This is a genomic window from Amycolatopsis sp. NPDC051061, from assembly GCF_040682935.1.
Taxonomy (GTDB): Bacteria; Actinomycetota; Actinomycetes; order Mycobacteriales; family Pseudonocardiaceae; genus Amycolatopsis.
Map to the genome: position 1 here is coordinate 36,443 of NZ_JBFBBZ010000011.1, position 25,616 is coordinate 62,058.

Annotated in this window: 26 protein-coding genes; 16 read left to right on the forward strand and 10 right to left on the reverse strand. The window is 69.9% G+C overall.

The window, feature by feature from the left end; all coding sequences use genetic code 11:
• The first annotated feature begins 9 nt into the window (after positions 1–9).
• The 4 genes from AB0N03_RS16765 (at position 10) to AB0N03_RS16780 (ending at position 4,891) form a co-directional block, all read left to right on the forward strand.
• Positions 10–834: a transporter substrate-binding domain-containing protein gene (locus AB0N03_RS16765; protein WP_364371740.1), complete on the forward strand. Its 825-nt coding sequence runs from the start codon at positions 10–12 to the stop codon at positions 832–834.
• Positions 835–915: 81 nt separating this feature from the next.
• Positions 916–1,722, forward strand: a complete 807-nt coding sequence (locus AB0N03_RS16770) for an amino acid ABC transporter permease (protein WP_364371743.1) — start codon at positions 916–918, stop codon at positions 1,720–1,722.
• Positions 1,719–2,480: an amino acid ABC transporter ATP-binding protein gene (locus tag AB0N03_RS16775; RefSeq protein ID WP_364371746.1), complete on the forward strand. Its 762-nt coding sequence runs from the start codon at positions 1,719–1,721 to the stop codon at positions 2,478–2,480. The genes AB0N03_RS16770 and AB0N03_RS16775 overlap by 4 nt, the downstream gene beginning before the upstream one ends.
• Positions 2,481–2,575: 95 nt before the next feature.
• Entirely contained in the window at positions 2,576–4,891 is a 2,316-nt protein-coding gene (locus AB0N03_RS16780) for an oxidoreductase (RefSeq protein WP_364371749.1), read from the forward strand.
• 48 nt (positions 4,892–4,939) lie between these two features.
• On the opposite strand, the gene AB0N03_RS16785 is transcribed toward AB0N03_RS16780, so the two are convergent.
• Positions 4,940–5,515 (reverse strand): hypothetical protein, encoded by a 576-nt coding sequence (locus AB0N03_RS16785; RefSeq protein WP_364371752.1) that lies wholly within the window; start codon positions 5,513–5,515, stop codon positions 4,940–4,942.
• Between the two features lie 164 nt (positions 5,516–5,679).
• On the opposite strand from AB0N03_RS16785, the gene AB0N03_RS16790 reads away from it, so the two are divergent.
• From AB0N03_RS16790 to AB0N03_RS16800, 3 genes are read left to right on the forward strand one after another with little or no spacing between them, the layout of a single operon-like run.
• Positions 5,680–7,491, forward strand: coding sequence for an NHL domain-containing thioredoxin family protein (locus AB0N03_RS16790; RefSeq protein WP_364372290.1), 1,812 nt, complete (start codon positions 5,680–5,682; stop codon positions 7,489–7,491).
• A gap of 1 nt (position 7,492) precedes the next feature.
• Positions 7,493–7,825 carry a co-chaperone GroES gene (locus tag AB0N03_RS16795; RefSeq protein WP_364371755.1) on the forward strand — a complete coding sequence of 111 codons (333 nt, stop codon included), beginning with the start codon at positions 7,493–7,495 and terminating at the stop codon, positions 7,823–7,825.
• 9 nt (positions 7,826–7,834) lie between these two features.
• Positions 7,835–9,763, forward strand: a complete 1,929-nt coding sequence (locus tag AB0N03_RS16800; RefSeq protein ID WP_364371758.1) for a VanW family protein — start codon at positions 7,835–7,837, stop codon at positions 9,761–9,763.
• A 4-nt stretch (positions 9,764–9,767) separates the two neighbouring features.
• Here AB0N03_RS16800 and AB0N03_RS16805 read toward each other — a convergent pair whose 3' ends face one another.
• On the reverse strand, positions 9,768–10,475 hold the full coding sequence (locus AB0N03_RS16805) for a leucine-rich repeat domain-containing protein (protein ID WP_364371761.1): 708 nt from the start codon (positions 10,473–10,475) through the stop codon (positions 9,768–9,770).
• Positions 10,472–11,311 carry a helix-turn-helix transcriptional regulator gene (locus AB0N03_RS16810; protein ID WP_364371764.1) on the reverse strand — a complete coding sequence of 280 codons (840 nt, stop codon included), beginning with the start codon at positions 11,309–11,311 and terminating at the stop codon, positions 10,472–10,474. The genes AB0N03_RS16805 and AB0N03_RS16810 overlap by 4 nt, the downstream gene beginning before the upstream one ends.
• Before the next feature lie 110 nt (positions 11,312–11,421).
• On the opposite strand from AB0N03_RS16810, the gene AB0N03_RS16815 reads away from it, so the two are divergent.
• Positions 11,422–12,801: an MFS transporter gene (locus tag AB0N03_RS16815; RefSeq protein ID WP_364371767.1), complete on the forward strand. Its 1,380-nt coding sequence runs from the start codon at positions 11,422–11,424 to the stop codon at positions 12,799–12,801.
• Here the strand turns inward: AB0N03_RS16815 and AB0N03_RS16820 are convergent.
• From AB0N03_RS16820 to mug, 5 genes are all read right to left on the reverse strand, one after another.
• Positions 12,791–13,084, reverse strand: coding sequence for a GlsB/YeaQ/YmgE family stress response membrane protein (locus tag AB0N03_RS16820; RefSeq protein WP_364371770.1), 294 nt, complete (start codon positions 13,082–13,084; stop codon positions 12,791–12,793). The two genes, AB0N03_RS16815 and AB0N03_RS16820, sit on opposite strands and share 11 nt — an antisense overlap.
• 147 nt (positions 13,085–13,231) lie before the next feature.
• Complete coding sequence (locus AB0N03_RS16825; protein ID WP_364371773.1) at positions 13,232–13,507, reverse strand: GlsB/YeaQ/YmgE family stress response membrane protein; 276 nt, start codon at positions 13,505–13,507, stop codon at positions 13,232–13,234.
• 134 nt (positions 13,508–13,641) lie between these two features.
• Positions 13,642–15,477, reverse strand: a complete 1,836-nt coding sequence (locus AB0N03_RS16830) for an acyl-CoA dehydrogenase (protein WP_364371776.1) — start codon at positions 15,475–15,477, stop codon at positions 13,642–13,644.
• Positions 15,478–15,615: 138 nt separating this feature from the next.
• A complete protein-coding gene (locus AB0N03_RS16835; RefSeq protein ID WP_364371779.1) occupies positions 15,616–16,401 on the reverse strand; it encodes a response regulator transcription factor in 786 nt (261 codons plus the stop codon).
• 284 nt (positions 16,402–16,685) lie between these two features.
• Entirely contained in the window at positions 16,686–17,246 is a 561-nt protein-coding gene (mug, locus tag AB0N03_RS16840; protein ID WP_364371782.1) for a G/U mismatch-specific DNA glycosylase, read from the reverse strand.
• A 124-nt stretch (positions 17,247–17,370) separates the two neighbouring features.
• Between mug and AB0N03_RS16845 the strand changes: the two genes are divergently transcribed.
• Positions 17,371–17,547 (forward strand): hypothetical protein, encoded by a 177-nt coding sequence (locus AB0N03_RS16845; RefSeq protein WP_364371784.1) that lies wholly within the window; start codon positions 17,371–17,373, stop codon positions 17,545–17,547.
• Here AB0N03_RS16845 and AB0N03_RS16850 read toward each other — a convergent pair.
• Entirely contained in the window at positions 17,488–18,123 is a 636-nt protein-coding gene (locus tag AB0N03_RS16850) for a VanZ family protein (protein WP_364371787.1), read from the reverse strand. The two genes, AB0N03_RS16845 and AB0N03_RS16850, sit on opposite strands and share 60 nt — an antisense overlap.
• 460 nt (positions 18,124–18,583) lie before the next feature.
• Between AB0N03_RS16850 and AB0N03_RS16855 the strand changes: the two genes are divergently transcribed.
• From AB0N03_RS16855 to AB0N03_RS16870, 4 genes are all read left to right on the forward strand, one after another.
• On the forward strand, positions 18,584–19,663 hold the full coding sequence (locus tag AB0N03_RS16855) for a Gfo/Idh/MocA family oxidoreductase (RefSeq protein WP_364371790.1): 1,080 nt from the start codon (positions 18,584–18,586) through the stop codon (positions 19,661–19,663).
• Between the two features lie 51 nt (positions 19,664–19,714).
• A complete protein-coding gene (locus tag AB0N03_RS16860) occupies positions 19,715–20,494 on the forward strand; it encodes an alpha/beta fold hydrolase (protein WP_364371793.1) in 780 nt (259 codons plus the stop codon).
• A gap of 112 nt (positions 20,495–20,606) precedes the next feature.
• Complete coding sequence (locus AB0N03_RS16865) at positions 20,607–22,301, forward strand: bifunctional metallophosphatase/5'-nucleotidase (protein WP_364371796.1); 1,695 nt, start codon at positions 20,607–20,609, stop codon at positions 22,299–22,301.
• A 37-nt stretch (positions 22,302–22,338) separates the two neighbouring features.
• The gene (locus AB0N03_RS16870; protein WP_364371799.1) at positions 22,339–22,665 is read left to right on the forward strand and encodes an MmcQ/YjbR family DNA-binding protein; all 327 of its coding nucleotides are present in this window, start codon (positions 22,339–22,341) and stop codon (positions 22,663–22,665) included.
• Here AB0N03_RS16870 and AB0N03_RS16875 read toward each other — a convergent pair.
• Complete coding sequence (locus tag AB0N03_RS16875) at positions 22,655–23,188, reverse strand: GNAT family N-acetyltransferase (protein ID WP_364371802.1); 534 nt, start codon at positions 23,186–23,188, stop codon at positions 22,655–22,657. The two genes, AB0N03_RS16870 and AB0N03_RS16875, sit on opposite strands and share 11 nt — an antisense overlap.
• 93 nt (positions 23,189–23,281) lie before the next feature.
• Here AB0N03_RS16875 and AB0N03_RS16880 point away from each other — a divergent pair, with 93 nt between their 5' ends.
• The 3 genes from AB0N03_RS16880 to AB0N03_RS16890 all read left to right on the forward strand — a co-directional run bounded on the left by AB0N03_RS16880 (position 23,282) and on the right by AB0N03_RS16890 (position 25,571).
• Positions 23,282–23,932, forward strand: a complete 651-nt coding sequence (locus tag AB0N03_RS16880) for a hypothetical protein (protein WP_364371805.1) — start codon at positions 23,282–23,284, stop codon at positions 23,930–23,932.
• A gap of 98 nt (positions 23,933–24,030) precedes the next feature.
• Complete coding sequence (locus AB0N03_RS16885; protein WP_364371808.1) at positions 24,031–24,381, forward strand: YciI family protein; 351 nt, start codon at positions 24,031–24,033, stop codon at positions 24,379–24,381.
• Positions 24,378–25,571, forward strand: coding sequence for a DUF6596 domain-containing protein (locus tag AB0N03_RS16890; RefSeq protein WP_364371811.1), 1,194 nt, complete (start codon positions 24,378–24,380; stop codon positions 25,569–25,571). The genes AB0N03_RS16885 and AB0N03_RS16890 overlap by 4 nt, the downstream gene beginning before the upstream one ends.
• The last annotated feature ends 45 nt before the right edge of the window (positions 25,572–25,616 follow it).

The following is a 25,616-nucleotide window of genomic DNA, read 5'->3' on the forward strand; positions in this document are numbered from 1 at the left end:
AGTGACGACGTGGCCCGAGGACCCCAACTCAAGGCGCTCGCGCTGATCCCGGCGCTCGCCCTGGCGGCTGCCGCCCTGACCGCGTGTGGCGGTGACGAAGGCGGCACGGCGGCCGGCGGTGTCCAGCTGATCGCGTCCGGCAAGCTCACGACCTGCACGCACCTGCCCTACCAGCCGTTCCAGGTCAAGCAAGGCGACAAGATCGTCGGCTTCGACGTCGACCTCGTGGACCTGGTCGCGAAGAAGCTGGGCGTCCAGCAGAACATCGTCGACATCGCGTTCGAGAACATCGAGTCGGGCGAGGCCATGAACAGCGGCCAGTGCGACCTCGCCGCGGCGGGCATGACGATCACCGACAAGCGCAAGCAGAAGTTCGACTTCTCGGAGCCCTACTTCGAGGCCACCCAGGCGCTGCTGGTCAAGGCCGGGTCGCCGATCAAGGACTTCAGCAACGTCGCCGGCAAGAAGATCGGCGTCCAGTCGGCCACGACCGGCGCCGACTACGCCAAGGAGAACGCGAAGGGCGCCGAGATCGTCACCTTCGACGACCTGGCGCTGGAGGAGCAGGCGGTCAAGAACGGCACGGTCGACGCGGGCGTCAACGACAACGGCGTCCTGTACGACTTCGTCAAGACGAACCCCGACACGGCCGTCGCCACCGAGTTCAAGACGAACGAGTTCTACGGGATCGGCATCAAGCAGGGCAACACCGCCCTGGTCACCGCCACCAACGACGCGCTGAAGGCGTCGGTCTCCGACGGCACCTACGCGCAGATCTACCAGAAGTGGTTCGGCAAGGCGCCGACCTGGCTGCCCGGTAACCCCACCTCGTAAGACCCCCCGCCTGTGGCCGGTGCTTCGGCACCGGCCACAGCGGTGTTTCCGATGCCCTTCCGGGCTGGCCAGAGGAGTGAAATGGCACTGAGCCGACGCCGGCGACGTTCGGCGTTCCGGGGTGCGCAGTACGTCCTGCTGCTCGTGATCGTCGTGGTCTTCGCGTTCCTGGCCAACTGGGGTCAGATCGGGCGGGCGTTCTTCGACCTCGACGTCGCCGCGGCGCAGTTCCCCGACGTGATCACGGTCGCGCTCAAGAACACCATCATCTTCACTGCCCTCGGCTTCGCGCTGGGCCTGGGGCTGGGCCTCGTCTTCGCGCTGATGCGGCTGTCCTCTGTGGGCGCGTACCGATGGTTCGCGCGGGCGTACATCGAGTTCTTCCGCGGCCTGCCCGCGCTGCTGATCTTCCTCGCGGTCGGCGTCGGCGTGCCGATCGCGTTCCCGGACACGCACCTGCCGCGCAACGTGTCCATCATGATCGCGCTGGGCATCGTGTCCTCGGCCTACATGGCGGAGACGATCCGCGCGGGCATCCAGGCGGTGCCGCGCGGGCAGGTCGAAGCCGCCCGCTCGCTGGGCATGTCGCCCTTCCGGTCGATGATCACCATCGTCATCCCGCAGGCGTTCCGGATCGTGCTGCCGCCGCTGGCCAACGAGCTGATCATGCTGACGAAGGACTCGTCGCTGGCGTTCCTGCTCGGGACCACGCCGGCGCAGCAGGAGCTCGCGCAGTTCAGCCGCCAAGCGCTGCTGGAGGCGAAGGGGCTCACCCCGATCGTCGTCGCGGGCCTCTGCTATCTCGTCATCACCATCCCGCTGTCGATCCTGCAGCAGCGGCTGGAAAAGAAATACGGTGCCGGGGTGTCCGGCGGGGGTGCCACATGACCGACGTCATCGTTGAAATCTCCGGTCTGCACAAGGCGTTCGGCCCGCTGGAGGTGCTCAAGGGCATCGACCTCCAGGTCGAACGCGGCCAGGTCGTGTGCATCATCGGGCCGTCCGGCTCGGGCAAGTCGACGCTGCTGCGCTGCGTGAACCTCCTGGAGGAGCCGCAGCAGGGCAAGATCGTGGTGAACGGCAACGAGATCACCGACGAGGACGTCGACATCGACGGCGCCCGGCGCAAGATCGGCATGGTCTTCCAGTCGTTCAACCTCTTCGCCCACCTGACCGTGCTGGAGAACCTCACCGTCGCGCAGCGGAAGGTCCTCAAGCGTGGCAAGGAGGAGGCCGAGCGGGTCGCCCGGGAGAACCTCGAGAAGGTCGGCCTGAGCGAGAAGGAGACTTCGCTGCCCGGGCAGCTTTCCGGCGGGCAGCAGCAGCGCGTCGCGATCGCGCGGGCGCTGTCGATGAACCCGGACGTGATGCTGTTCGACGAGCCGACGTCCGCGCTGGACCCGGAGCTCGTCGGCGACGTGCTCGCCGTGATGCGCCAGCTGGCCGAAGAGGGCATGACGATGCTGGTCGTCACGCACGAGATGCAGTTCGCCCGCGAGGTGGCCGACAGCGTGCTGTTCATGGACGGCGGCGTGGTCGTCGAGCAGGGCCCGCCGAGCCAGGTGATCGTCGACCCGCAGCACGACCGCACGAAGTCGTTCCTCGCGCGCGTCCTGGACCCGACGCACAGCGCGGGACTCGACTGAGGCCGCCGGCGGGAATTCAGCCGTTCACCTGCGAAACGCCTGCGAATATCGTTCGCGTTCGCTACTTTGAAAGTGGGTGAGGAGGGGGCAGCTCCATGACGACCGAAAGCGCGCTGCCTCCGCTCGACCCGTTCGCGGGCATCCCCGACCGCCGCTACGAGGTCAAGGCGTCCGACCTGCTGAAACCCGGCAACGGCGGGCTGCTGCGCTGGCGGCGGCAGGCCACGAACGCGCCGATCGTCTACGTCGAGGACACCTACATCACCGGCACGCTCGACCTGCGTGCCGCGGACCTCAAGTACCTCTTCCGCTTCGAGCGCTGCCGGTTCGAGCAGCCGCCGGACGTGCGCGAGGCCCACCTGCTCGGCCTGGTCTTCCGCAAGTGCTGGCTGCCCGGGCTCAAGGCCCGCAACATGCGCAGCCGCAACGACGTCCGGCTGATCCGCAGCGTCGTGCAGGTCGACGGCGCCGACCACGAGGTCGAGGAGACCACCGTCCAGCGCGGCGACGACCGCGAGCGCGGGATGCCGAACGCCGCGGTCAACCTCACCGACGCGGTGATCGAAGGTTCGCTGGTGCTGACCCGCACGGTGATCGCCCACCCGCACGGCAAGGCGATCCACGCCGACCGGCTGGTGCTCGCCGGCGCGCTGCTGGCGTACCGGATGGTCGCGAACGGCGAAGTCCGGCTCCCCGGCCTGCGGACCGGCGGTAACGTCAACTTCTCCGGCGCGACGCTGAACAACCCGGACGGCTTCGCGCTCAACGGCAACGGCCTGCACATCGGCGGCAGCCTGCTCTGCGAGGTCGACAACTACGGGCCCGCCAGCCAGCGGAAACGCTTCTCCGCCACCGGCATCATGTACCTGCCGAGCGCCACGGTCGACAGCGACATCGTGCTGCGCGAAGCCAAGCTGACCGTGTCCCAGCAGGGCCCGATCGCCGTCGACGCGTGGAAGTCCAACGACCCGTACCTCGACCCGCGGCCGGCCCTGGTCGCCGACCGGATGCGCGTCGACGGCAACGTCGAGCTGTCGGACGGCCTGCAGGCGCTCGGCACCCTGCGCATGGTCAACGCCCGGATCGGCGGTTCGCTGCGGCTGGCCGGCGCCGAGATCAGCGTGGTGCGCGGCAAGTCCCAGCCCTACTACGACCGGGCCCTGCACCTGGACGGCACCGAGATCGGCGGCGACATCGAGGCGACGAGCCTGCGCGTCCCGACCGGCCAGCTGCGGCTGGCCGACGTCACCGTCGGCGGCAACTTCCTGGCCTGGAACTCGGTGTTCCGCCACCCCGGCCGGGACGTGTTTTCGGCGCGCCGGTCGAAGATCGCGGGCAACTTCCAGCTGACGGACGCGACGATCCACGGCACGCTGCGGCTGCAGGGCGTCGAGGTCGGCGGCTCGATCAACCTGGCCGGGACGCGGCTGACCGAGCCGGGCCTGCGCGCGACCAGCAGTTTTTCCCTCGACATCCGCACCGGCCGGATCGGCCGCGACCTGACGCTCCGGGACAACAACAGCCGCCCGTTCGTCGCGGAGGGCGGCGTCAACCTCGACGGCGCCCAGGTCGCCCGCCGCGTCGACCTGCGCGGTTCTCAGCTGGGTTCGTTGTCCCCGTTCCTGGTGGCGCTCGACGCGGGCGACGTCGCGGCGGACGAGTTCACGCTGACGCCGGCCGTCCCCCCGGCCGGCCGGGTGGTGCTGCGCCGCGCGCACTGCGGAACGCTGACCGACAACGAGGCGTTCTGGGCCGCGTCCGGCGGTATCGAGCTGGAGGACTTCCGCTACGACGCCCTGGGCAAGAGCATCCCGCTGGCCGACGACAAGGCACTGGACCACCGCATCGACCTGCTGAGCAGGGCCATGCGCGGCTACCGGCCGGGCCCGTACGACCAGCTGGCCCACATGCTCCGCGCGGCGGGGAACGAAGAACACGCGTCGACGGTGGCGTTGCGCAAGCAACAGTTCCGGTACGAGGCGCTGGCCGGCGGTTTCAAGTTCTTCGGGCCGGGCGTGCGGCTGTGGAGCTGGCTGCAGCGGTCGATGGTCGGGTACGGCTACCGCCCGGTGCGCGCGCTGGGCTGGCTGTTCACGCTGCTGGTCCTGGGCAGCTTGTGGTTCGGCCTGGGCTCCGACGACTGCGTTCACTGGCAGTCGGCGGACCAGGCGCACCAGATCATCGCCAACGGGCAGCGGTGCGTGGTGAACCAGCAGGACACGGGGCTGCAGTGGAACCCGGTGATCTACACGGCGGACCTGCTGGTGCCGATCGTGGACTTCGGCAACAAGTCGCGCTGGTACATGCACGGGGCGGACAACTGGGTCGCGGCCGGGTTCACGGCGTCGGGCTGGATCCTGGCGACCACGGTGGCGGCGGGCGTGAGCCGCATGCTGCGGCGGGAGAGCTAGGAGCTTCTAAGCTTCTCTAGCTTTGACGCTAGACAGCCTCAGATTCGGCTAGTCGAGGAAGCGGGACCAGAACTCGATGTACCTCGGGCCGTCCGGCGGGGCCGTGCTGATGCCGCCCGTCGCGAACTCGCGGTGCAGGTAATCCCGCAGGTCGGAGCCGTACACGATGATGTCCGTCTGGTACACCGACAGCACCGGGTAGCCCGCGGTTTCCGCCACTCCCGGCAGGTACCGGTGCCCGCACACCGGCACCAGCTGCGGCACGTCGGCCAGGCGCCGGCGGGCTTCGCGGACCGCGTCCTCCGGGCCGACCGGGCGCGTGCCCCAGTCCGGTAGCCAGAAACCGTTGTGCTCGACGTCGTACAGCACGCCGTCCACCGGCCAGGCCAAACGTTTGCGCAGCTGGTCGGGGTTGCCGCAGCGCCAGTCCGGCCAGCGGTCGCCGATCGGGACGCCGGCGGACAGGAACGTGCGGTGGTCCGCGGCGAAGCGGAAGCCGAACCGGCGCTCGACGTCGTCGAGCTCGGGTCCGGTCAGCCCGGGACGCACCGGTTCCCGGAGGTTCTCCTGCAGGTGCCGTGCCTCCTCGAACGTGAGGGCGCCGGCCGGCTGGACGGGGGTCATGACCTGAGCCTAAGCGGCGGCTCACCCCGCCGCGCGTTCTTTTCCGCCGTCTTCACGGGCACCTCCGTGGGGTGAGTTTGTTCTCTCATCGGCTGAACTCCGGAACAGAGCGTGAATACTTGTAGTTCACTCTTGCCGTGACTTCACCCCGACCGCAGGCCCGCGTGCGCGCTCCCGAGCTGCGCGGCGACGTCTGGCTGAACACCGGCGGCCGCCCGCTGACCCTCGCCGAGCTGCGCGGGCGCGTCGTCCTGCTGGACTTCTGGACCAGCGGCTGCATCAACTGCCTCCACGTGCTCGACGAGCTGCGCCCCCTCGAAGCCGAGTTCGCGGACGTGCTCGTCACGATCGGCGTCCATTCGCCGAAGTTCCTGCACGAGGGCGAGCGCGCGTCGATCGAAGCGGCGGTCCGGCGCTACGACGTGCACCACCCCGTGGTCAACGACCCGAAGATGGAGCTGTGGTCGCAGTACGCGGTCCGCGCGTGGCCGACGCTGGCGGTCGTCGACCCCGAGGGGTACGTCGTGCACGTCGCCGCGGGTGAAGGGCACGAAGAGGCGCTTCGCCGCGTCATCGCGGACCTCGTGAAGAAGCACGAAGCGAAGGGGACGCTTCGCCGCGGCGGCAGCCCGTACGTCCCGGTCGAGGAGCAGGTCAGCGAGCTGCGGTTCCCGAGCAAGGCCGTCGCGACGGCCGAGGGCCGCGTCCTCGTCGCGGACACCGGGCACCACTCCGTGGTCGAGTTCGCCTCGGACGGCGAGACGGTCATCCGGCGCTTCGGCAGCGGAGAGCGCGGTGGTCAGGACGGGCCGTTCGATCTTGCGACGTTCGCCGAGCCGTCCGGCATCGCGCTGCTGCCCTACGACGTCGCCGAGCGCGCCGGCTACCACGCCGTCGTCGCCGACACCGCCGGTCACCGGCTGCGCGGCCTCGACCTGATCACCGGCGAGGTGACCACGGTCGCCGGCACCGGCGCGCAGTGGCGCACCGGACCGGACTCCGGCAAGGGCGTCGAGGTCGACCTCACGAGCCCGTGGGACGTCGCCTGGTACGGCCCGGCCGGCGGGATCGTCGTCGCGATGGCGGGCAACCACACGCTGAGCGTGTTCGACCCGGTTTCCGGCACCATCCGCCGGTTCGCCGGGACGACCGTCGAAGGCCTCCGAGACGGCGACGTCGGCGAGGCGTTCTTCGCGCAGACGTCCGGCCTCGCCGCGGACGGCGACAAGCTGTGGCTCGCCGACGCGGAGACGTCGGCGCTGCGCTGGATCGAGCCCGACGGCGAGTCGTTCACGGTGCACACGGCGATCGGGGTCGACCTGTTTTCGTTCGGCCACACCGACGGCCCCGCCGACCAGGCGCTGCTGCAGCACCCGCTCGGACTCGCGGTGCTCCCCGGCGACAAGATCGCGATCGCGGACACCTACAACGGCGCCGTACGCCGCTTCGACGTCTTCACGCGCGAAGTGACGACGATCGCCACCGGGCTTTCGGAGCCACAGGGCCTGCTGCTGCACGACGGCGAGCTGCTGGTCGTCGAGTCGGCGGGGAACCGGATCGGCCCGCTGCCCGCGGGCGAGCCGACGCTGGTCTCGGGCGACGCGCACGCCGTACGCAGGCCGCCGACCGTGCTCGCACCGGGCGAGATCGACTTTTCGGTGGTGTTCACGGCGCCGCCGGGCGAGAAGCTGGACGACCGCTTCGGCCCGTCGACCCGGCTGGAGATCAGCGCGTCGCCGCCCTCGCTGCTGGCTGATGGCGTCGGCACCGGCACGGGGTTGACGCGCAAGATCCGGCTGGCGCCGGGTGTCACCGAGGGCGTGCTGCAGGTGGTCGCGCAGGCCGCGAGCTGTGACGACGGTGGTGAGCACCCCGCGTGTCGAATCACGCGGCAGGACTGGGGCGTGCCGGTGCGGCTGCAGGCGGACGGAGCCCGGGAGCTGAGCCTGGTCATGGCCGGTGAGCCGGCCGAGTAGCATGCGAACCGTGTCTGACGGGGCGAAACTCGAGATCCAGATGCTCCACGACCGGGTGCTGGTGCGGCTGTCCCCGGAGGAGGGCGAGCGCCGCAGCAGCGGCGGCATCGTGATCCCGGCGACGGCGCAGGTCGCGCGCCGGCTCGCGTGGGGTGATGTACTGGGCGCCGGGAACAGTGTGCGGAACGTCAAGACCGGCGACCGCGTGCTCTTCAACCCGGAGGACCAGCTCGAGGTCGAGATCCAGGGCGAGGGCCACCTGGTGATGCGCGAACGCGACATCCACGCGGTGGCGACGGAGCGCACGGAGCACGGAACGGGGCTCTACCTGTAGGGCGGGGGCGTGGAGAACGACGAGGCGCGCGAGCCTGCCGAGGTGCGGGAACTCGAGCCTGCGCCCGCGGAGCCGCTCGCCGCGGCCGGACCCGCCGAATCGCTCGCAGAACCCGAAGCAGAACCCGAACCTGCTGCGGCGCCGCCCGTCACCACCGATCTCTTCGCCGATGACCTGCTCGGCGAGCTCCTCGAAACCCCCGCTCCGCCTCCCGTCCCCGAGACTCCCGCGCGGAAGCTGCGCAAGGGCCTCGCCCGGACCATGATGTCCATCGGGATCGCGCTCGGGCTCTTCGTCATCCTCTACGCCATCGATCTCCTCGTCAGCGCCGGCGATGTTCCGCGCGGGGTGACCGTCGCCGGCATCGATGTCGGCGGGTTGACCCACGCCGAGGCGGAAGCCAAGCTGCGCCAGGAACTCGAGCCGCGGCTCATCCGGCCCGTCGTCATCCACGGGGGCGATGTCCAGGCCGAACTCGTGCCCTCGGAGTCCGGCCTCGGGCTCGACTGGCCGAACACCCTCGGGCTCGCCGGGCACCAGCCGCTGAGCCCGATCACGCGGATCATGTCCTTCTTCTCCAGCCGCGAGGTCGGCGTCGCGACGCAGACCGATCCCCACCAGATCGCCCAAGCCGTGCGTCAGCTCGCCGAGGGCAAGTTGAACCACCCGGCCACCGAAGGCACGGTCGGGTTCACGGCGGTCGGCGACGGCGGCGTCACGCCCTACCCGGTCCGGCCGCGACAAGGCCAGCAGTTGACCGACCTCGACGGCGCCGTGCACAGCGTCACCGACCACTGGCTCGACCCCGGCGGCGTCAAGCTCGGCATGGCGATCACGCCCGTGAAGGCGACCGCGGCCGGCGTGCAGGCCGCCTACCAGCAGATCGTCGTGCCCGCCGTCGCGAAACCGGTCGTCGTGCGCGGGCAGGGCAAGGACGTTCCGCTCACGCCGGCCACGATCGCGTCGTCGTTCCAGTTCGCCGCGGTCGAGGGCGGGGCCCTCGAGGTCCGCATCGACCAGGGCAAGCTGCAGGCCGCCCTCAAGGACGGGCTCGCGAGCACCGAGACCGACGGCCAGGACGCCCAGATCGTCTTCACCGGCGACCAACCGGCCGTCGAGCCCTCCGAGGACGCCCGGAAGGTCAACTGGGAGAAGACGTTCCTGCCGCTCATCGACGTGCTCAAGAAGACCGACGGCCGGGACCTGCCCGTCGTCTACAGCGCGTCGAAGCCCGGCGTGACCACCGATGCCGCCGGCGCGCTCGGCATCAAGGAGGTCGTCGGCGAGTTCACCACCGGCGGCCTGGCCGGCCCGGCCGCGACGAACAACCGGACGCTCGCCGCCCGGGTGTCCGGCACGATCGTCAAGCCCGGCGAGACGTTCAGCCTCGGCGCCCGCTCCGGCCCGCGCACCGCCGACAACGGCTACGTGCCCGCCCCGGCCGGCGAAGACGGCACCGGCGCGACCGTCGTCGGTGGTGGCGTCTCGCAGCTCGCGTCCACTTTGTACAACGCGGGCTACCTCGCGGGCCTGGCCGACGGCGGCCACCTCGAGCACGACCACTACCTCGACCGCTACCCCGCCGGCCGCGACGCGAAGGCCGTCAACGCCGACGGCAGCGCCGTCGAGCTCAAGCTGACCAACGACTCGCCGACCGGGATCGCCGTCCAGGCCACGGTTTCCGGTGACTCCGTGACGGTCCGGATCTGGGGCACCCGCCACTACCGCGTCGAGAGCCAGACCGGCGCCCAGACGCCCGGCGACCCACCACCGGTCCAGTTCGGCGGAAGCGGTACCGGCCCGTGCCAGGCCACGATCGGCTCACCCGGCTTCAGCGTCACCGACACCCGCGTGCTCTACGACGTCGAGAGCGGCGCCGAGGTCCGCCGGACGACGCGCACCGCGACCTACGGTCCGCGCCCGACCATCCTCTGTTGAGTTGTCAGCGAAGGACCATGCACCCCGCCTCCTCGAAGCCGCGCAGCCAGGCCGGCTCCCGGAAGTACTTGTTCCACCGCAGATCCAGCTTGTCCAATTCGGACAACTGAGCCACGGAATCCGGCAGGGTCACCAAGAGGTTCTCCCGCAGGTCGAGCTGGCGCAGCTCACCGAGCGACCCGATCGACGCGGGCAGCGAAGCCAGCTGGTTCCCCCGCAGGTGCAGCTCCCGCAGCGCACCCAGCGTGCCGATCGACTCCGGCAGCGCGGTCAACGCGTTGCGGTACAAGCGGAGTTCGCGCAGCGACGTGAGCCCCGACAGATCCGCGGGCAGCGAACTCAGCCGGTTGTCCGTGCAGCCCAGGTACCGCAACCGGCCCAACCGGCACCAAGCGTCCGGAAAGGAAGACAGCCGGTTGTCGCTGACGTACAGGTATTCGGTGAGCCCGGCCAGATCTCCCAGCTCGTCCGGCAACGAATCGAACTCGTTGTGCGCCAGGTCGAGCGTGTGCACCGACTTCAACGCCGAAATACCCGGTGGCAGCGAGGAAAGCCGGTTCGTCGCGAGGTTGAGCACTTCCAGCTCGGTGTGCTCCCACAACGACGCGGGCACCGACGTGAGCGAGTTCTTGTACAGGTCGAGCCGGGTCACCCCCGGTGGCAGCGGGGGAAACGAGGTCAGCCCCTGGCCGCTCAAATCGAGGGACGTCATGACGGCCGCCGGGTCCGGGGCAGCAACGCCCAGCTGCGCGCGTCGTCCGGAGTGGACACCTGGATCCGCAGTCCCGGCGCCTCGGACACCGCCAGTTCGGTCAGCCTGAGGGTCATCCGGCCGGCCTGCGGGTGGTTCAGCTGCCGCAGCCGGGCCTGCGGTTCGGCGACCTCGTGCCGGGCCCACAGTTCGGCGAACTCCGGGCTCAGCGCGGACAGCCGGCGGATGTCCTCTTCCCACGACGGATCGCCGACGTGCCTGCCGTACTCGGCGCGCATCCGCGCGACCATGTAAGGGACCTCCTCGTCGTAGTTCACGAAGAACCGCCGCGCGTTCGGTTCGGTCACGCAGCACCACAGCAGGTTCTTGTGGAGGCACGGCAAGCTGTGCCACTCCCAGAACAGCTCCTCCTGGGCCGCGTTCGACTCCAGGATGTCGAACCGGTCGTTGACCAGCGTGGCGGGCAGCGGGTCGAGCGCGCGAAGCACCTCGCGCACCGTGTCCGGCACCGTTTCCACCGTCGACGGCAGCCGGGACGGCGTCAGCTCCGCCAACCGGTACAGGTGCTCCCGTTCCGGGGGTTCCATCCGCAGCGTGCGCGCCACCGCGTCGAGCACCTGCGAGCTCGCGTTGATCGGCCGCCCCTGCTCCAGCCACGTGTACCAGGTGACGCCGACACCGGCGAGCAGCGCCACCTCCTCCCGGCGCAACCCACTGAGACGTCGGCGTGGGCCGGGCGCGAGGCCGACCTCCGCCGGGCCGATCCGCGCCCGGCACGCCTTGAGGAACGCGCCGAGCTCCTCCCGGCGGTTCGTGCGGACCTGCGTCTGGGTCATGCGGACATGGTGCCGGAGGGGTACGACAGTTTTAGCCGAAGGAGGTGCTGGGAGTACCAGCATCCCCAGGCTCTCTCCACGTACAAAAGAAAAGTCCCAAGGTCAGAGGCATGACACTGACCACTCCTGCCCCGGCCACGGACCGGGAAGCCCGGCCGGACCGGCGGCCGTGGTTCATGCTGGCCGTCCTGCTGCTCGGCCAGTTCATGGCGCTGCTCGACGTCACCGTCGTGAACGTCGCCATGACCGACATCCGCACCGACCTGCACGCGTCCGGCGCCGCGCTGCAGCTCGTCGTCTCCGGCTACACCGTGGGCTACGCGATGCTGCTGATCACCGGCGCCCGCCTCGGCGAGCTGTTCGGCCGGCGCCGGCTGTTCGTCACCGGCACGATCGCCTTCACGGTCTGCTCTCTGCTGTGCGGACTCGCACCCGGCCCCGCGACGCTGGTCGTCGCGCGGATCGCCCAAGGCGCCGGCGCGGCGTTGATGATGCCGCAGGTCATCAGCGTCATCCAGGCGCAGTTCACCGGCGCCGCGCGGGCGAAGGCGCTCAGCGCGTACACCGCCGTCATCTCGGTCGCGTTCGTCGCGGGCCAGGTCGTCGGCGGGGTGCTCGTCGGCGCCGACCTGTTCGGGGCGGGCTGGCGGCCGATCTTCCTGGTGAACGTCCCCATCGGCGTGCTCGTGGCCGCGCTCGCGCTCAAGCTGGTACCCGCCGGAGCCGCGAAGGCGGGCCGTCGGCTCGACTTCGGCGGGCTCGCGATCGCCGTGCCGGCCGTGGTGCTCGTCGTGCTGCCGCTGGTGCTCGGGCACGAAACCGGCTGGCCCGCCTGGACGTTCGGCTCGATCGCCGTCGGCATGCTGCTGGCCGTGCTCTTCGTCTTCGTGGAACGCCGCGTGCGCGACCCGCTCGTCGACCTCGCCGTACTCAAGGTCCGTGGCGTCGCGCCGGGGCTGGCCACGCTCGGGGCGGGAGTCGCGTCTTACGGCGGGTTCCTCTTCTGCGTGGCTCTGCACCTGCAGTCGGGCCTCGGCAAGACGGCGCTGGCCGCCGGCTTGGCGATGGCGCCGGGCGGCGTCGTCTTCGGCCTGTGCGGGTTCTTCTGGAACCGGCTGCCCCAGCGGGTGCACGCCTGGCTGACCCCGTGCGGTTACGTGGGTTCCGCGGTCGCCTACGCCTTGCTCGCCCTGGGCAGCGACGGCGGCGCGCTGTTCTTCGTGGCCCTGCTGCTCTTCGGCCTGTCGATGGGACCCGCGTTCGGCTCCTTGATGGTGAACGCGCTGACGCACGTCCCGCTCGACCGCGCGGCGGACGTCAGCGGTCTGCTGACCACCACGCTGCAGCTGGGCCAGGTCGTCGGCGTGGCCACGTTCGGCAGCCTGTTCCTGACGCTCGCCACGACGTCGTCCGCGCACGCCCTCACCACGACGATGACCTGCGCCGCCGTGCTGCTGCTCGCCGGCGCAGGCCTGGCCGTCAGGCGGTAGTGCGGCTGCCGCCCTTGACCTTGGCGTAGATCACCGAGGCCGCGATGACCCCGACGACGGCGGCGACGATCTGGAAGATGTGCCGGATCCAGTCGATGCCGGAGGTGTCCTTGACGCCGAACACCCCGGCCAGCCAGTTGCCGATGAACGCGGCGACGATGCCGACGACGATGGTCAGCCAGATCGGGATCTTCTGGTCGCCCGGCGCGAACAACCGGCCGAGTACGCCCAGGATCAGGCCCACGATGATCGTCGAGATGATGCCCCAAAGTCCGCCGAGCACAGCTGCCTCCTCGGATAGTGCGTAAGCGCCACGGTGGCACCGATCGCGGCTCGTCGCCCGCGCAGACCCCCGATGGAGTGACATGAAAAGACCCGGCCCGGTCCGCCCCCGACAGGGGACCGGACCGGGCCGGGTCTCGAAAAGCGATTACCTCGTCACACCGCGGCGGCCGTAGAGCCCGGCGGCCAAGCTGACGCCGATGGCGGCGAGGACGACCTGCGTGAGGATCTCCAGCCAGTCGATGCCGTTGGTGTCGGCGTACCCGAGCCCGCGGGCGATGGCCGTGCCGATGAAGGCGGCGATGATGCCGATCACGATGGTCAGCCAGATCGGGATGCCCTGCTTGCCCGGAGCGACCAGCCGGCCCAGGACACCGATGATCAGCCCGACGATGATTGCGCTGACGATGCCGGCAACAGTCATCACTTTCTCCTCTCAAGGATCCGCGGACCCGGCCACTCGGGCCCGTCGGACTCGGTGAGCGGAGTGCCCGCCCCGCGCGACCCTGAAACGCGAAAAGGGCCCTCCCCACTCGGGGAGAGCCCTTTTCGTGACCATCAGAACGCAGCTTCGTCGAGCTCCATCAGCGCGTTGTCGGCGGCCTCCACGATCGCGCGGCGGGAGGTCAGCTCCGGCAGCACCTGCTTCGAGAAGAACGAGGCCACGGCGATCTTGCCCTCGTAGAACGGGACGTCCTTGGCGGACGCGCCCGCGTCGAGCTTCGCGATGGCGACCTCGGCGTGCTTGAGCAGCTGCCAGCCGATGAGCAGGTCGCCGACCGACATCAGCAGGCGGACCGTGTGCTGGCCGACCTTGTTGATGTTCTGCGGGTCTTCCTGCGACGTCGTCAGGTAGCCGATCAGCGAGCCCAGCATGCCCTGGGTGTCCTCGAGGGCCTGCTTGAGCAGCCCGCGCTCGTTCTTGAGCCGGCCGTTGCCCGCCTCGGACTCGATGAACTTAGTGATCTCGCCGGCGACGAAGGCCAGGGACGCGCCCTTGTCGCGGACGATCTTGCGGAAGAAGAAGTCCAGCGACTGGATCGCCGTGGTGCCCTCGTACAGCGAGTCGATCTTGGCGTCGCGGATGTACTGCTCGATCGGGTAGTCCTGCAGGAAGCCGGAACCGCCCAGCGTCTGCAGCGACTGCACGAGCTGCTCGGTGGCGCGCTCGGAGCCGACGCCCTTGACAATCGGCAGCAGCAGGTCGTTGACGCCGTGCGCGACCTTCTGGTCACCCTCGCCGGTCCACAGCTGGTCCTGGAACGACGCCGTGTACAGGTACACCGCGCGGAGGCCCTCGGCGTACGCCTTCTGGAGCATCAGCGAGCGGCGGACGTCGGGGTGGTGCGTGATGGTGACGCGCGGCGCGGCCTTGTTCAGCATGTTCGGCAGGTCGGCGCCCTGGACGCGCTCCTTGGCGTACTCGAGCGCGTTGAGGTAGCCGGTCGACAGCGTCGCGATGGCCTTGGTGCCGACCATCATCCGGGCGTACTCGATGACCTGGAACATCTGCGCGATGCCGTCGTGCACCTCGCCGAGCAGCCAGCCCTTGGCCGGGGTGCCGTGCTGGCCGAAGGTCAGCTCGCACGTCGTCGAGGCCTTGATGCCCATCTTGTGCTCGACGTTCGTGACGTAGGCGCCGTTGCGCTCGCCCAGCTCGCCGGTCTTCGAGTCGAAGTGGAACTTCGGTACGAGGAACAGCGAGAGGCCCTTGGTGCCCGCCTTGGTCTCGATGCCGGGACCCTCGGGGCGGGCCAGCACCAAGTGCATGATGTTTTCGCTCATGTCGTGCTCGGCGGAGGTGATGAACCGCTTCACGCCGTCGATGTGCCAGGAGCCGTCCTCCTGCTGGACGGCCTTGGTGCGGCCGGCGCCGACGTCGGAGCCGGCGTCCGGCTCGGTCAGCACCATCGTCGCGCCCCAGGCGCGGTCGATCATCAGCTGCGCCCAGTGCTTCTGCTCTTCGGTGCCGTTCTTGTTCACGATCATCGCGAAGTTGGGGCCCGCGAGGTACATGAACAGCGGGGCGTTCGCGCCGAGGATGAGCTCGGAAGCGGCCCACTGCACGGTCGGCGGCAGGCCGAAGCCGCCGAGGTCGTTCGTCAGGCCCAGGCGCCACCACTCGCCGTCCAGGAGCTGCTGGTAGCTCTTCTTGAACGACTCGGGGATCTTGACGCTGAAGGTCTTCGGGTCGTACACGGGCGGGTTGCGGTCGGCGTCGGCGAAGGACTCGGCGAGCGGGCCGGTCGCGAGCTTGTTCAGCTCGGACAGCACACCGCGGGCGGTCTCTTCGTCAGACTCGGCGAGCACCCCCTGGCCCAGGCGCTCCTGCACGCCCAGGACCTCGAAGAGGTTGAACTCCAGGTCTCGGACGTTGCTCTTGTAGTGGCCCATGTCGTCACTCCAATGTGTTCGGCTCCCCGGCCGGGCACACGTCGCCTTACTCGCCGGTAACTTCAGGATATTACCTGCGGGTAACTGGAGCAAGCAGATCCGCACTTCCGAGTACGGAAATCCGGGCTTCTTCAGGGGTCAGCGCTGCCCCGGAAGCGCCGTTGTGTCGCCAGTCACCGGCACGTGGCCGTCCTCCGCGCGGGCGACCAGTATCCCGCCGCGGAAGGCGATCGTCACGGCGTGCGTCCGGTCCCGTGCGGACAGCTTGCGCAGGATGCTCTTCACGTGGGTCCGGACCGTCTCGACGGACAGGAACAGCAGCTTCGCGATCGCCGAGTTCTCGAGACCCTCGGCGACCAGCTGGAGCACCTGGTACTCGCGCCTGGACAGCGGCATCCCGCCGCGCGGCCCCGGCGGGCTGTCGTGGGCGAGGTCGCCCTTCGGCACGGTCGAGCGCTTCGGCCGGGCGGTGAGCGCGGCCAGCGCCGGGTCGATGTACCGGCGCTCGGTGTGCGCCCGCCGGATCGCTTCGGCGAGGCGTCGTGAGTCGATCGACCGCGGCACGATCGCGTGCGCGCCCGCGGCGATCGCGGCCGCGAGGTACTGCTGCGTGCGATTCGTGTCACGGATGAGCGTGACCAGGATCAGCGCCGGGTCGCCCGCGTTGAGCAGCTTCGTCAGGTGGCAGTTCGGGTCGAGGGCCGAGTCGAGCACGACGACGTCCGGCTTGACCTGCTCGCACAGCTGCAGCGCCGCGTGGTGGCTGGCCGCCTGGCCCGCCCAGTGCAGCCCCTGGCTGCGGTGGACGAGCGCGGCGAGGCCGTCGCGGAAGATCGGGACCGGGTCGACGACCGCCACGCCGAGACTTCGCCCGCCGGGTCCGGCCGGCCCGATGGGCCTGCGGGTGGGCTCGATGCCGTGCATCGTGGGCCTCCGTCTCTGCGCCGTCGCTCTTGGGACGCCTGACGCGACCCCTCGGTTCACACGTCCGGCACCGTCCGGTTCCCCCTGCCGGGACCGGCCAAAAGTGACTCCTCCTATTGGGTACGAGTCGCGATTGCGCAGCTCATGACGCCATCTCCCCCTCATGGCCTAATCGCCCGGTCACAGCAAACTCTGGGTAGAAAACCTTCCCGGGAAGTCGGCTCGACCGGGCGGGAACGGGCCTGATGGGGCGGTGGGCGCTACTGAGGGTGGCTCGCCCTTGTTCAACGATTTCGACGATGTTCGGATGCGGTCCGCAACTCCGCGAACGCCGCCGCGAGCCCGGCCGGCGTCCAGTGCGCGTTGAGGCCGCTCGGGTTCGGCAGCACCCACACCCGGGTATCGCCGATCCGGTGTTCCTGGCGGCCGACGCGGGCCTTGGGGAAGCCGAACGCGGTCCGGTAGGCGGTGATCCCGACGACGGCCAGCCACCGCGGCCGGTACCGGAGAACCTTCGCTTCCAGGAGCTTGCCGCCTTCGCGGAGCTCGTCGCCGGTGAGTTCGTCGGCGCGGGCGGTGGTCCGCGCGACGACGTTCGTGATGCCGAGCTTCAGGTCGAGCAGCTGGTCCTGTTCGTCAGGCTGGTACCGCCTCGGCGTGAATCCGCCGGCGTGGAGGGCGGGCCAGAAGCGGTTGCCGGGGCGCGCGAAGTGCTGTTTCAGCGCGCCGGAGTAGAGGCCGGGGTTGATGCCGCAGAAGAGGACGTCGAGGCCGGGGGCGATGACGTCGGGGATGGTCGTGTCCTGCGCGGCGGCCAGCTGGTCCTTCGTGGGTCGGGTGCTCACGCCTTCAGTTTCCGGCCTGTCCGCCGGGCGTTCACCGCTGACCCGTCGCCGGGGTAGCGAATTCACCACGGACCTGCGTAACCTGTTGTGATCTCCCGCACAGCGCCGTACCGAGGAGGATTTCGTGCAGCTTGCGATCGTCCTCGGGCTCGTCGCGCTCGTGCTGGCCGTCGCCGTCCTCGTCGTCGTTCTCGAGGATCGCCGGGCCGCCAAGCGGGCCGCCCTGCAGCGGAAGGCCCGTCTAGCGCGTCTGGGCGAGGTGGACCCGCTCGCGCCGGGCCGGCTGCACGCCGACCGGTGAACGCAGGAGCGCCAGCAGCAGCGCTCCGAACACCCAGCCGGTTCCCGCGCCGAACGCGTTGTTCATGAGATCGTCGACGTCGAAGATGCGGTAGACGTACGGCGCCGTCCCGAAGTTGGCCGTGACCTGCGTGGACTCGATCAGCAGTGACGCGGCGAAGCCGATCAGGACCGTGCCGGTCAGGCCGCGGTGCCACAGCACCCTGGCGAACACCCCCAGCGGAACGAACAGCAGCACGTTCAGGCACGCCTGCTGGAACGTCTGCGTCATGAACCACTGCGACAGCGGCTCGCCGTGCTTCAGCAGCTCCGTGTGGATGTCGGTGATCCACTGGAACGGGTGCAGCTGCACCGTCTGGCTCAGCCGGCGCGTGCCGGGGCCGGGCAGCGGCAGGAAGACGACCGCGAGGGTCATGCAGCCGTACAGCAGCACCGCGCCGGTCGCCGCGATGCCGCGCAGGCGCAGGCCGCCGTGCCGGGCCAGCTGCGTGATCAGCTGCGGCACCAGCACCACGGTCCACAGCGCGAGGAAGCCGATGAACCCGTACTGCAGGGCGGTGACCTGTGCGTTCGTCATGCCACCGACGCTATGGATCTTGACCCGGGAGCCGCTTCGGTCGAAGAGCCCGACCCCATCGGCCACTCGGCCGACCGTCACCGGGCCGATCGGTCAGTCGTCTTCGCGGTCCTCGGCGCGCTCGGCCCGCCACGCGCTGAACACCGTGCCGCCGATCAGCAGCACGACGACGGCCAGCACCACGAGTACGACCTCGATGCCCATGTTTCCCCCACTTGCCGGATCGATCGCCTCATCGCGTCCGAGTTGATGGGTGTTACCGAACTCTCCGTGTAGGGGTCCGACCGGGACCGTCCACGTGCGACGCGCAGTGTGGGTTGCGCCACAGTCGCGCGGCCGGCGAGTTCGAAGTCATAGCCGGGAAAGGGAGACGTAACCGGATGCGGCTTGCGCTGACCCGGGAATGACCACGACGCTCGGCACGTCGAAGTCTTCTGCAGGGGCAACGAAAGGAACACTCATGGCTTCGGTCCGGGTCGGCATCGTCGGGCTCAGCGCGAACGGCGGCTGGGCCGCCACCGCGCACGTGCCCGCGCTGGCCGCGGTGGACGGCTACGAACTCCGCGCGCTGAGCGGCAGCAGTGCCGAGTCGGCGCGGGTGGCCGGGGAGAAGTACGGCGTGCCGCTGACCTTCGGCGACGCCGGGGAGCTGGCGCGGCACCCGGAGGTCGACCTGGTCGTCGTCGCGGTGAAGGTTTCCGAGCACCGGGCGCTCATCGAGCCGGCGCTGGCCGCGGGCAAGCAGGTGCTCAGCGAGTGGCCGCTCGGCGTGAGCCTGGCCGAAACCGAGGCGCTGGCCGAGGTCGCTCAAGGGAAACCGACGGCCGTCGGCTTGCAGGGGCGGTCCGCGCCCGCGTTGCGCTACCTGCGCGACCTCATCAAGGACGGTTACGTCGGCCGCGTGCTCTCGACGTCGCTGATCGGTTCGGGCGGCAACTGGGGGCCGTCGGTCCGGGCCGGGCGCGACTACCAGCTGCACCCCGAAGGCGGGGCGACCATGCTGACGATCCCGTTCGCGCACACCGTCGACGCGTTCGACATGGTGCTCGGCCGGTTCTCCGAACTCTCGGCGACGATGGCGACCGTCCGGTCGCGGGTGCGCGACGAGGTCACCGGCGACTCGGTCCCGATGACCGCGCCGGACCAGATCGCCGTCAGCGGTGTGCTGAACGGCGGCGCCGTCGCCTCGCTGCACCTGCGCGGCGGGTCGTCGCCCGCCACGGACTTCCGCTGGGAGATCAACGGCACCGAGGGCACGCTGGTCGTCACCGCGGCGGACCCGCTCTTCTGGATCGCGAAGCTGACGCTGCGCGGCAGCCGGACCGGCACGCTGGAGAAGCTCACCGTGCCGACCCGGTACGAGCTGCCTCAGCTGGCAGGCCGCGCCGCCGAGCCGTCGTACAACGTCGCGCACGCTTACGCACGGCACCTCAAGGGTGACCTGCCGGACTTCGCGCACGCCCTGCGCGTGCACCGCGTGCTCGACGCCGTCCAGCGCTCCGCCGACGCCGGGGCGCGGATTCACCCGGACGCAGAGTAACTGTTACCGGCGGTTGTAGCTTTTCCACGAACCCGGACCTACTCTCGGGTAATGGACGACGTTGTCTACGACCGCGAAGGCCGGGGCGAGCCGCTGGTGCTGATCCACGGGATCGGGCACCGTCGTCAGGCGTGGTCGCCGGTGTTTCCGCTGCTCACGCCACATCGTGACGTCATCGCCGTGGACCTGCCGGGCTTCGGGGACTCGCCCGAGCCGGCCGGCGGGTACGGCGTCGAGCCCGCGCTGGTGATGTTCAAGGAGCTCTTCACCGAGCTGGGCCTCGATCGCCCGCACGTCGCGGGCAACTCGCTCGGCGGCCTGTTGTCGCTGGCGCTCGGCCAGGCCGGCCTCGTCCGGAGCGTCACCGCGTTGTCGCCGGCCGGGCTGTGGAACCGGACGCAGAAGATGTACGCGATTGCCACGCTCAAGGCCCATCGCGCGCTTGCCCAGCGCACGCCGCCGCACATCGTGCGCCGCATCGCCGCGACCCCGGCCGGACGCAAGGCGCTGACCGGGATGATCGTCGGGAAGCCGGGCCTGCTGACCCCGGACGCCGTCGTCGAGGACGCCCACGCGCTCGCGACCGCGCCCGGCTTCGAACCGACCGCCGCGCAGTCGCGCGGCGACTTCCGCTTCACCGGGCCGGTCACCGGCGTCCCGGTGACCATCGCCTGGGCCGAGCACGACCGGATCCTCGCCCGGCCGCGAGTCGCCGACCTGCGGAAGGTCGCTCCCGGCGGGACGTTCCGGCTGCTGCCGGGCTGCGGGCACGTGCCGATGAACGACGACCCGGCGCTCGTCGCGCGCGTGCTGCTCCAGGGCAGCCGTTAGGTGACATTCGCTCTACGTCCCTCTTTTGACCCTGGTAGCTGACTGCCTCGCGAGGCAGAATCCTCCGCCGTGCGCCCGTTAGGGGACTGGGCGCGAATCGGAGGAAACACGCATGAGGCTTTCAACCCGGCTCGTGGTGCTCGCCGCGGCCGCGCTGGCGACGACGGCGGTGACCACCGCACCCGCGTCCGCGGCCCAGCGCCCGGACCCCACCACCGACGTCCGGCTCATCACGTTCAACGACTTCCACGGGAACCTGGAGCCGCCGTCCGGCTCCAGCGGCCGGGTGACGCAGTCCGACGGGACCACTGTGGACGCCGGCGGCGCCGCTTACCTGGCGACGCACGTGAAGCAGCTTCGCTCGCAGGTGCGCAACTCACTCGTGTTCTCCGCCGGCGACAACGTCGGCGCGTCGCCGGTGGTCTCGGCGCTGTTCCACGACGAGCCGACCATCGACTTCCTGAACATGCTGGGCGTCAGCGCGTCGGTCGTCGGCAACCACGAGTTCGACGAGGGCTACAAAGAGCTGCAGCGCATGCAGTTCGGCGGCTGCAACCCGACCGACGGTTGCCAGTTCGACAAGAAGTTCAAGGGTGCGGACTTCCCGTTCCTCGGGTCCAATGTGTACTTCACCAACGGCCTGCCCGCGCTGTTGCCGTTCACCGTCAAGTTCGAAGGCGGCGTCCCGATCGGCGTCATCGGCGCGACGCTGAAGGACCTGCCGACCGTCGTCACGCCGGAGGCCATCAAGGGCCTGAAGTTCGGCGACGAGGTCGAGGCGATCAACCGCACCGCGAACCTGCTCGACTTCTTCGGCGTCAAGTCCCAGGTCGTGCTGCTGCACCAGGGTGACAGCACCGAGATCGAGGGCCCGAACGACTGCCGGGTCCTGCCCGGCCCGGCCACGGCGATCGCGAAGGCCGTGACCCCGAAGGTCGACGCGATCTTCACCGGCCACAGCCACCAGCAGTACAATTGCGTCATCAACGACCCGGCCGGTCAGCCGCGCACGGTCATCCAGGGCGCGTCGTTCGGCCGCCTGCTGTCCGTCGTGGACCTGAAGATCAACCTGAAGACGCGCGACGTCGTCCGGTCGGCCACCCAGGCCCACAACGAGATCGTCACGCGGACGGTCACGCCGGACCCGGCCGTCGCGGCACTCGTCGCCGACGCCAAGACGAAGTCGGCGCCGATCGCGAACCGGCAGGTCGGCACCATCACCGCGGACCTGCCGGCGGCGGGCAACGCGGCCGGCGAGTCCTCGCTCGGCGACGTCATCGCCGACGCGCAGCTCGCGGGCACGACGTCGAACAACGCGGTCATCGCGATGACCAACCCGGGCGGCATTCGCGCCGACCTGACGTACAAGTCGTCGGCGAACAACGAGGGCGACGGCGTGGTGACCTACGGCGAGGCGTTCACCGTCCAGCCGTTCGCGAACATCATGCAGACGATCACGCTCACCGGCGCGAACCTGAAGAACGTGCTGGAGCAGCAGTGGGCGCCGGGCGTGAACCCGAAGTTCCTGCAGATCTCGAGCTCGCTGCACTACAGCTGGTCGGCGTCCGCGCCGCAGGGCTCGCGGGTCTCGAACATCACGGTGAACGGCACGCCGGTCGATCCGGCGGCGACGTTCCGCGTGTCGGTGAACAACTTCCTCGCCGCCGGCGGGGACGGCTTCACCGAGTTCACCAAGGGCACGGGCCTGGCCGGCGGACCGGTGGACCTGGACGCGCTGATCGCGTACCTGGGCGCCCACCCGAACCTGGCCCCGCCCGCGGCGGACCGGATCACGCGGCTGCCGTAGTCCGGTTTTTCCAAGACGCCAGGTCGACAATGGATCCATGACGACCTGGGAAGACGTCGTACGCCTGGCCTCGGAACTGCCCGAGGTCGAGGCGTCGACCTGGTACCGCACACCCGCGCTGAAGGTGGCGGGCAAGGGGTTCGCGCGGCTGCGCACCGAGGCCGAAGGCGGCCTGGTCGTGATGTGCGGGCTCGACGAGAAGGCCGCGTTGCTGGACTCCGGCGACGCGGCCTTCTTCACGACCGCGCACTACGACGGGTACGGCTCGATCATCGTCGACCTCGATCGCGTGAAGGTCGATCAGCTTCGTGAGCTGCTCGAGGAGGCGTGGCGGCTGAAGGCGCCCAAGCGGCTCACCACTTGAGTTCGCCCTTGAGCATGCTCATCAGGATCATGTCGTGGCGCCGGCCGTCCGGGGCGACGAAAGCCTCGCGGTGGCGGCCGTCTTCGGAGAACCCGACCTTGCGGTAGACGTGCCGGGCGCGCTCGTTCTCGGCGACGACCCAGAGCGTGATCATGTGCAGCCGCATCGAGTTGAAGCCGTAGCGGCACATCAGGCGCAGGGCTTCGGTGCCGTAGCCGCCGCCGTTGCGGTACTCGGCGTCGCCGATGTAGATGTCCAGCTCGGCGTCGCCGACCTCGGGTTCGGCGTCGCGCAGGTCGACGATCCCGATGAGCCGGCCGTCGGCCACGGTTTCGATGCCGAGGACGACCAGCTCGTAGCTGTTGAGCGGGCGCTCTTCGGCGCGTTTGCGGACCTGGGCGAGCGACCGCGGGTGGCTGTTGTTCATCCACCGGCCGACCTCGGGGTCGCTCAGCCACGGGTGGATCTTTTCGGCGTCTTCGGGTTCGAGGGCGCGCAGCCGGACCAGGTCACCTTTGAGCATCCGTCCATGGTGCCCGACGTCGCGGCGAGGTTCGCGCGATTTACGGGTGACCCGGATCTGCGCGCCGGGTGACCCGATGGTGGGATATGGCGCATGTCGACCGCATGGCCGCTGCGCCAGGACCCGGAAGCGCCGGTGATCATCGCACTGGCACTGGTCAACGACCCGGACGCGCTGGGCTTCGTCGTCCTGGACGACGAGGACGACTTCTTCATCAGCGACGGCACCGAGCTGTCCGACGACGTGCTGGTCAACCGCGAGAGCTTCGGCAAGCTGTCGGTGCGGGAGGCCCTCGAGCTGCTCCCGCAGCTGGCCGCGCTGGCCGAGCTGCCGACGGGCATGGCCGCCGACTGGGACCCCGAGCGCCGCACGTGGCTGCTGTCGTCGGTGACCGGTTCCGACGACGAAGACGAGGACATCCGGCTGCTGAACCAGCGCCGCGCGGCCTGGAAGTTCGCGGGCTCACCGGACGACGAAGCCCAGGTCAGCAGCGGTCTGACGGAGATCACGACCGGCTCGCAGCGGCCGGTGCGCGCGGTCCGCCAGGTCGTCCGCGAGCAGGACGGCACCTGGCTGTTCGTCGGCTTCGAGGTCCCCGAGGCGGAGGACTTCGAGGTCGAGGGCCTGGAACTGGAGCACGTCGCGAACCTGTACCCGGACGTCCGGACGGTGCTCAAGGCGGCGCCGGGCCAGGTCTACGACCGCGAGACCCCGGACGCCGAGTGGGAGCTCGTCGAAGGCTGAGAAAAAGTCCGGCGGGGTTGTCCAGGGGACGTCCGCGCCGTTCGTCCTTACAGTGAGAGCCGGCGATCGGCGCCGGTCAGGACCTGTGAGGAGCAGCCATGCCCCAGTACGCCGCGATCATCTACGCCTCCGACGTCGACCCGACCAAGCCCGAGGCCGCGGACATGATGAAGGACTACAACGAGTTCCACGACGGTGCCCAGGCCGTGATCCGCGGTGGCGCGGCGCTGTACCCGACGGCGACCGCGACGACGGTCCGCGTCACCGGCGGCAAGGGCGGTGACATCGTGACCAGCGACGGCCCGTACGCGGAGACGAAGGAAGTCCTGACCGGCTTCTACCTGATCGAGTGCGCCGACCTCGACGAAGCCGTCAAGGTCGCGGCGCAGATCCCGAGCGCCTGGGACGGCGCGATCGAGGTCCGGCCGGTCGTCGACTTCGGCCGGTGACCCACGCCGGGGACGCGGTCGCGCGGCTGGTCCGGGACGAGGGCACCCGGGTACTGGCCACGCTGGTCCGCGTCACCGGCAGCGTCGACCTCGCCCAGGACGCGGTCCAGGACGCCGTCGTGCGCGCGCTGGAGACGTGGCCGCGCGACGGTGTCCCGGGCAACCCGCGCGGCTGGCTCCTGGTGGCGGCCCGCCGTCGCGCGGTGGACGTCGTCCGCCGCGAAGCGAAGCGGCTCGGGAAGGAGGCGGACGCGATGCCCGCCTTCGACCCGTGCCCGGACCCCGTCTCGGTCCGCGACGACTTGCTGCGGCTCGTCTTCACGTGCTGTCACCCGGCGTTGTCACTGGACGCCCAGGTGGCGTTGGCCCTCCGGACGTTGGGCGGTTTGTCGACGGCGGAGGTGGCCCGGGCCTTGCTGGTCCCGGAAGCGACGATGGCGAAGCGCCTGACGCGCGCGAAGCAGAAGATCGCCCAGGCCCGCATTCCGTACCGGGTGCCCGCGGCGGAGGAACTGCCTTCACGCTTGTCCGGCGTGGCGTCGACGGTGTACCTGATCTTCAACGAGGGCTACACGGGCCGCGTCACGCTGATCACCGAGGCCGTCCGCCTGGCGCGCCTGCTGGCTTCCTTGATGCCCGACGAACCGACCGCGCTGGGACTCTTGTCGTTGGTGCTGCTGCAGGACGCCCGGCGTGCGGCGCGCTTCGATTCGTCCGGTTTGCCGGTGCTGCTGTCCGCGCAGGATCGTTCGGCGTGGGACGGTTCGCTGATCAAGGAAGGCGTCGAACTGGTGGGCGTGGGGCTGCGCCGGACGCCGTCGGTCCCGAACCCGTACGTCGTCCAGGCGGCGATCGCGGCCTGCCACGACCTGGCGCCGTCGTATGCGGAGACGAACTGGGACGCGGTGATCTCCTGGTACGACGTGCTGGTGTCGGTCCAGGACACCCCGGTGGTCCACTTGAACCGCGCGGCCGCCGTAGCGGAGCGCGACGGACCCGCCGCGGCTTTGGCACTGGTGGATGAATTGCCGGATCTGGCGGAGTATCCCTGGTGGCACGCGTCCCGAGCGGAACTGCTGTTCCGCCTGGATTTCGTCGAAGCCGCCGCAGAAGCGCTTTCCCAAGCGGTGGCGACCGGTCTTCCCGCCGCGCACGCCGCCCATTTGCGAAATCGGCTGAATCCGCGGTAGCCGGCGAGGTCACCGTTTCGGGCGACCGCCGGATGGCCGCTTTCC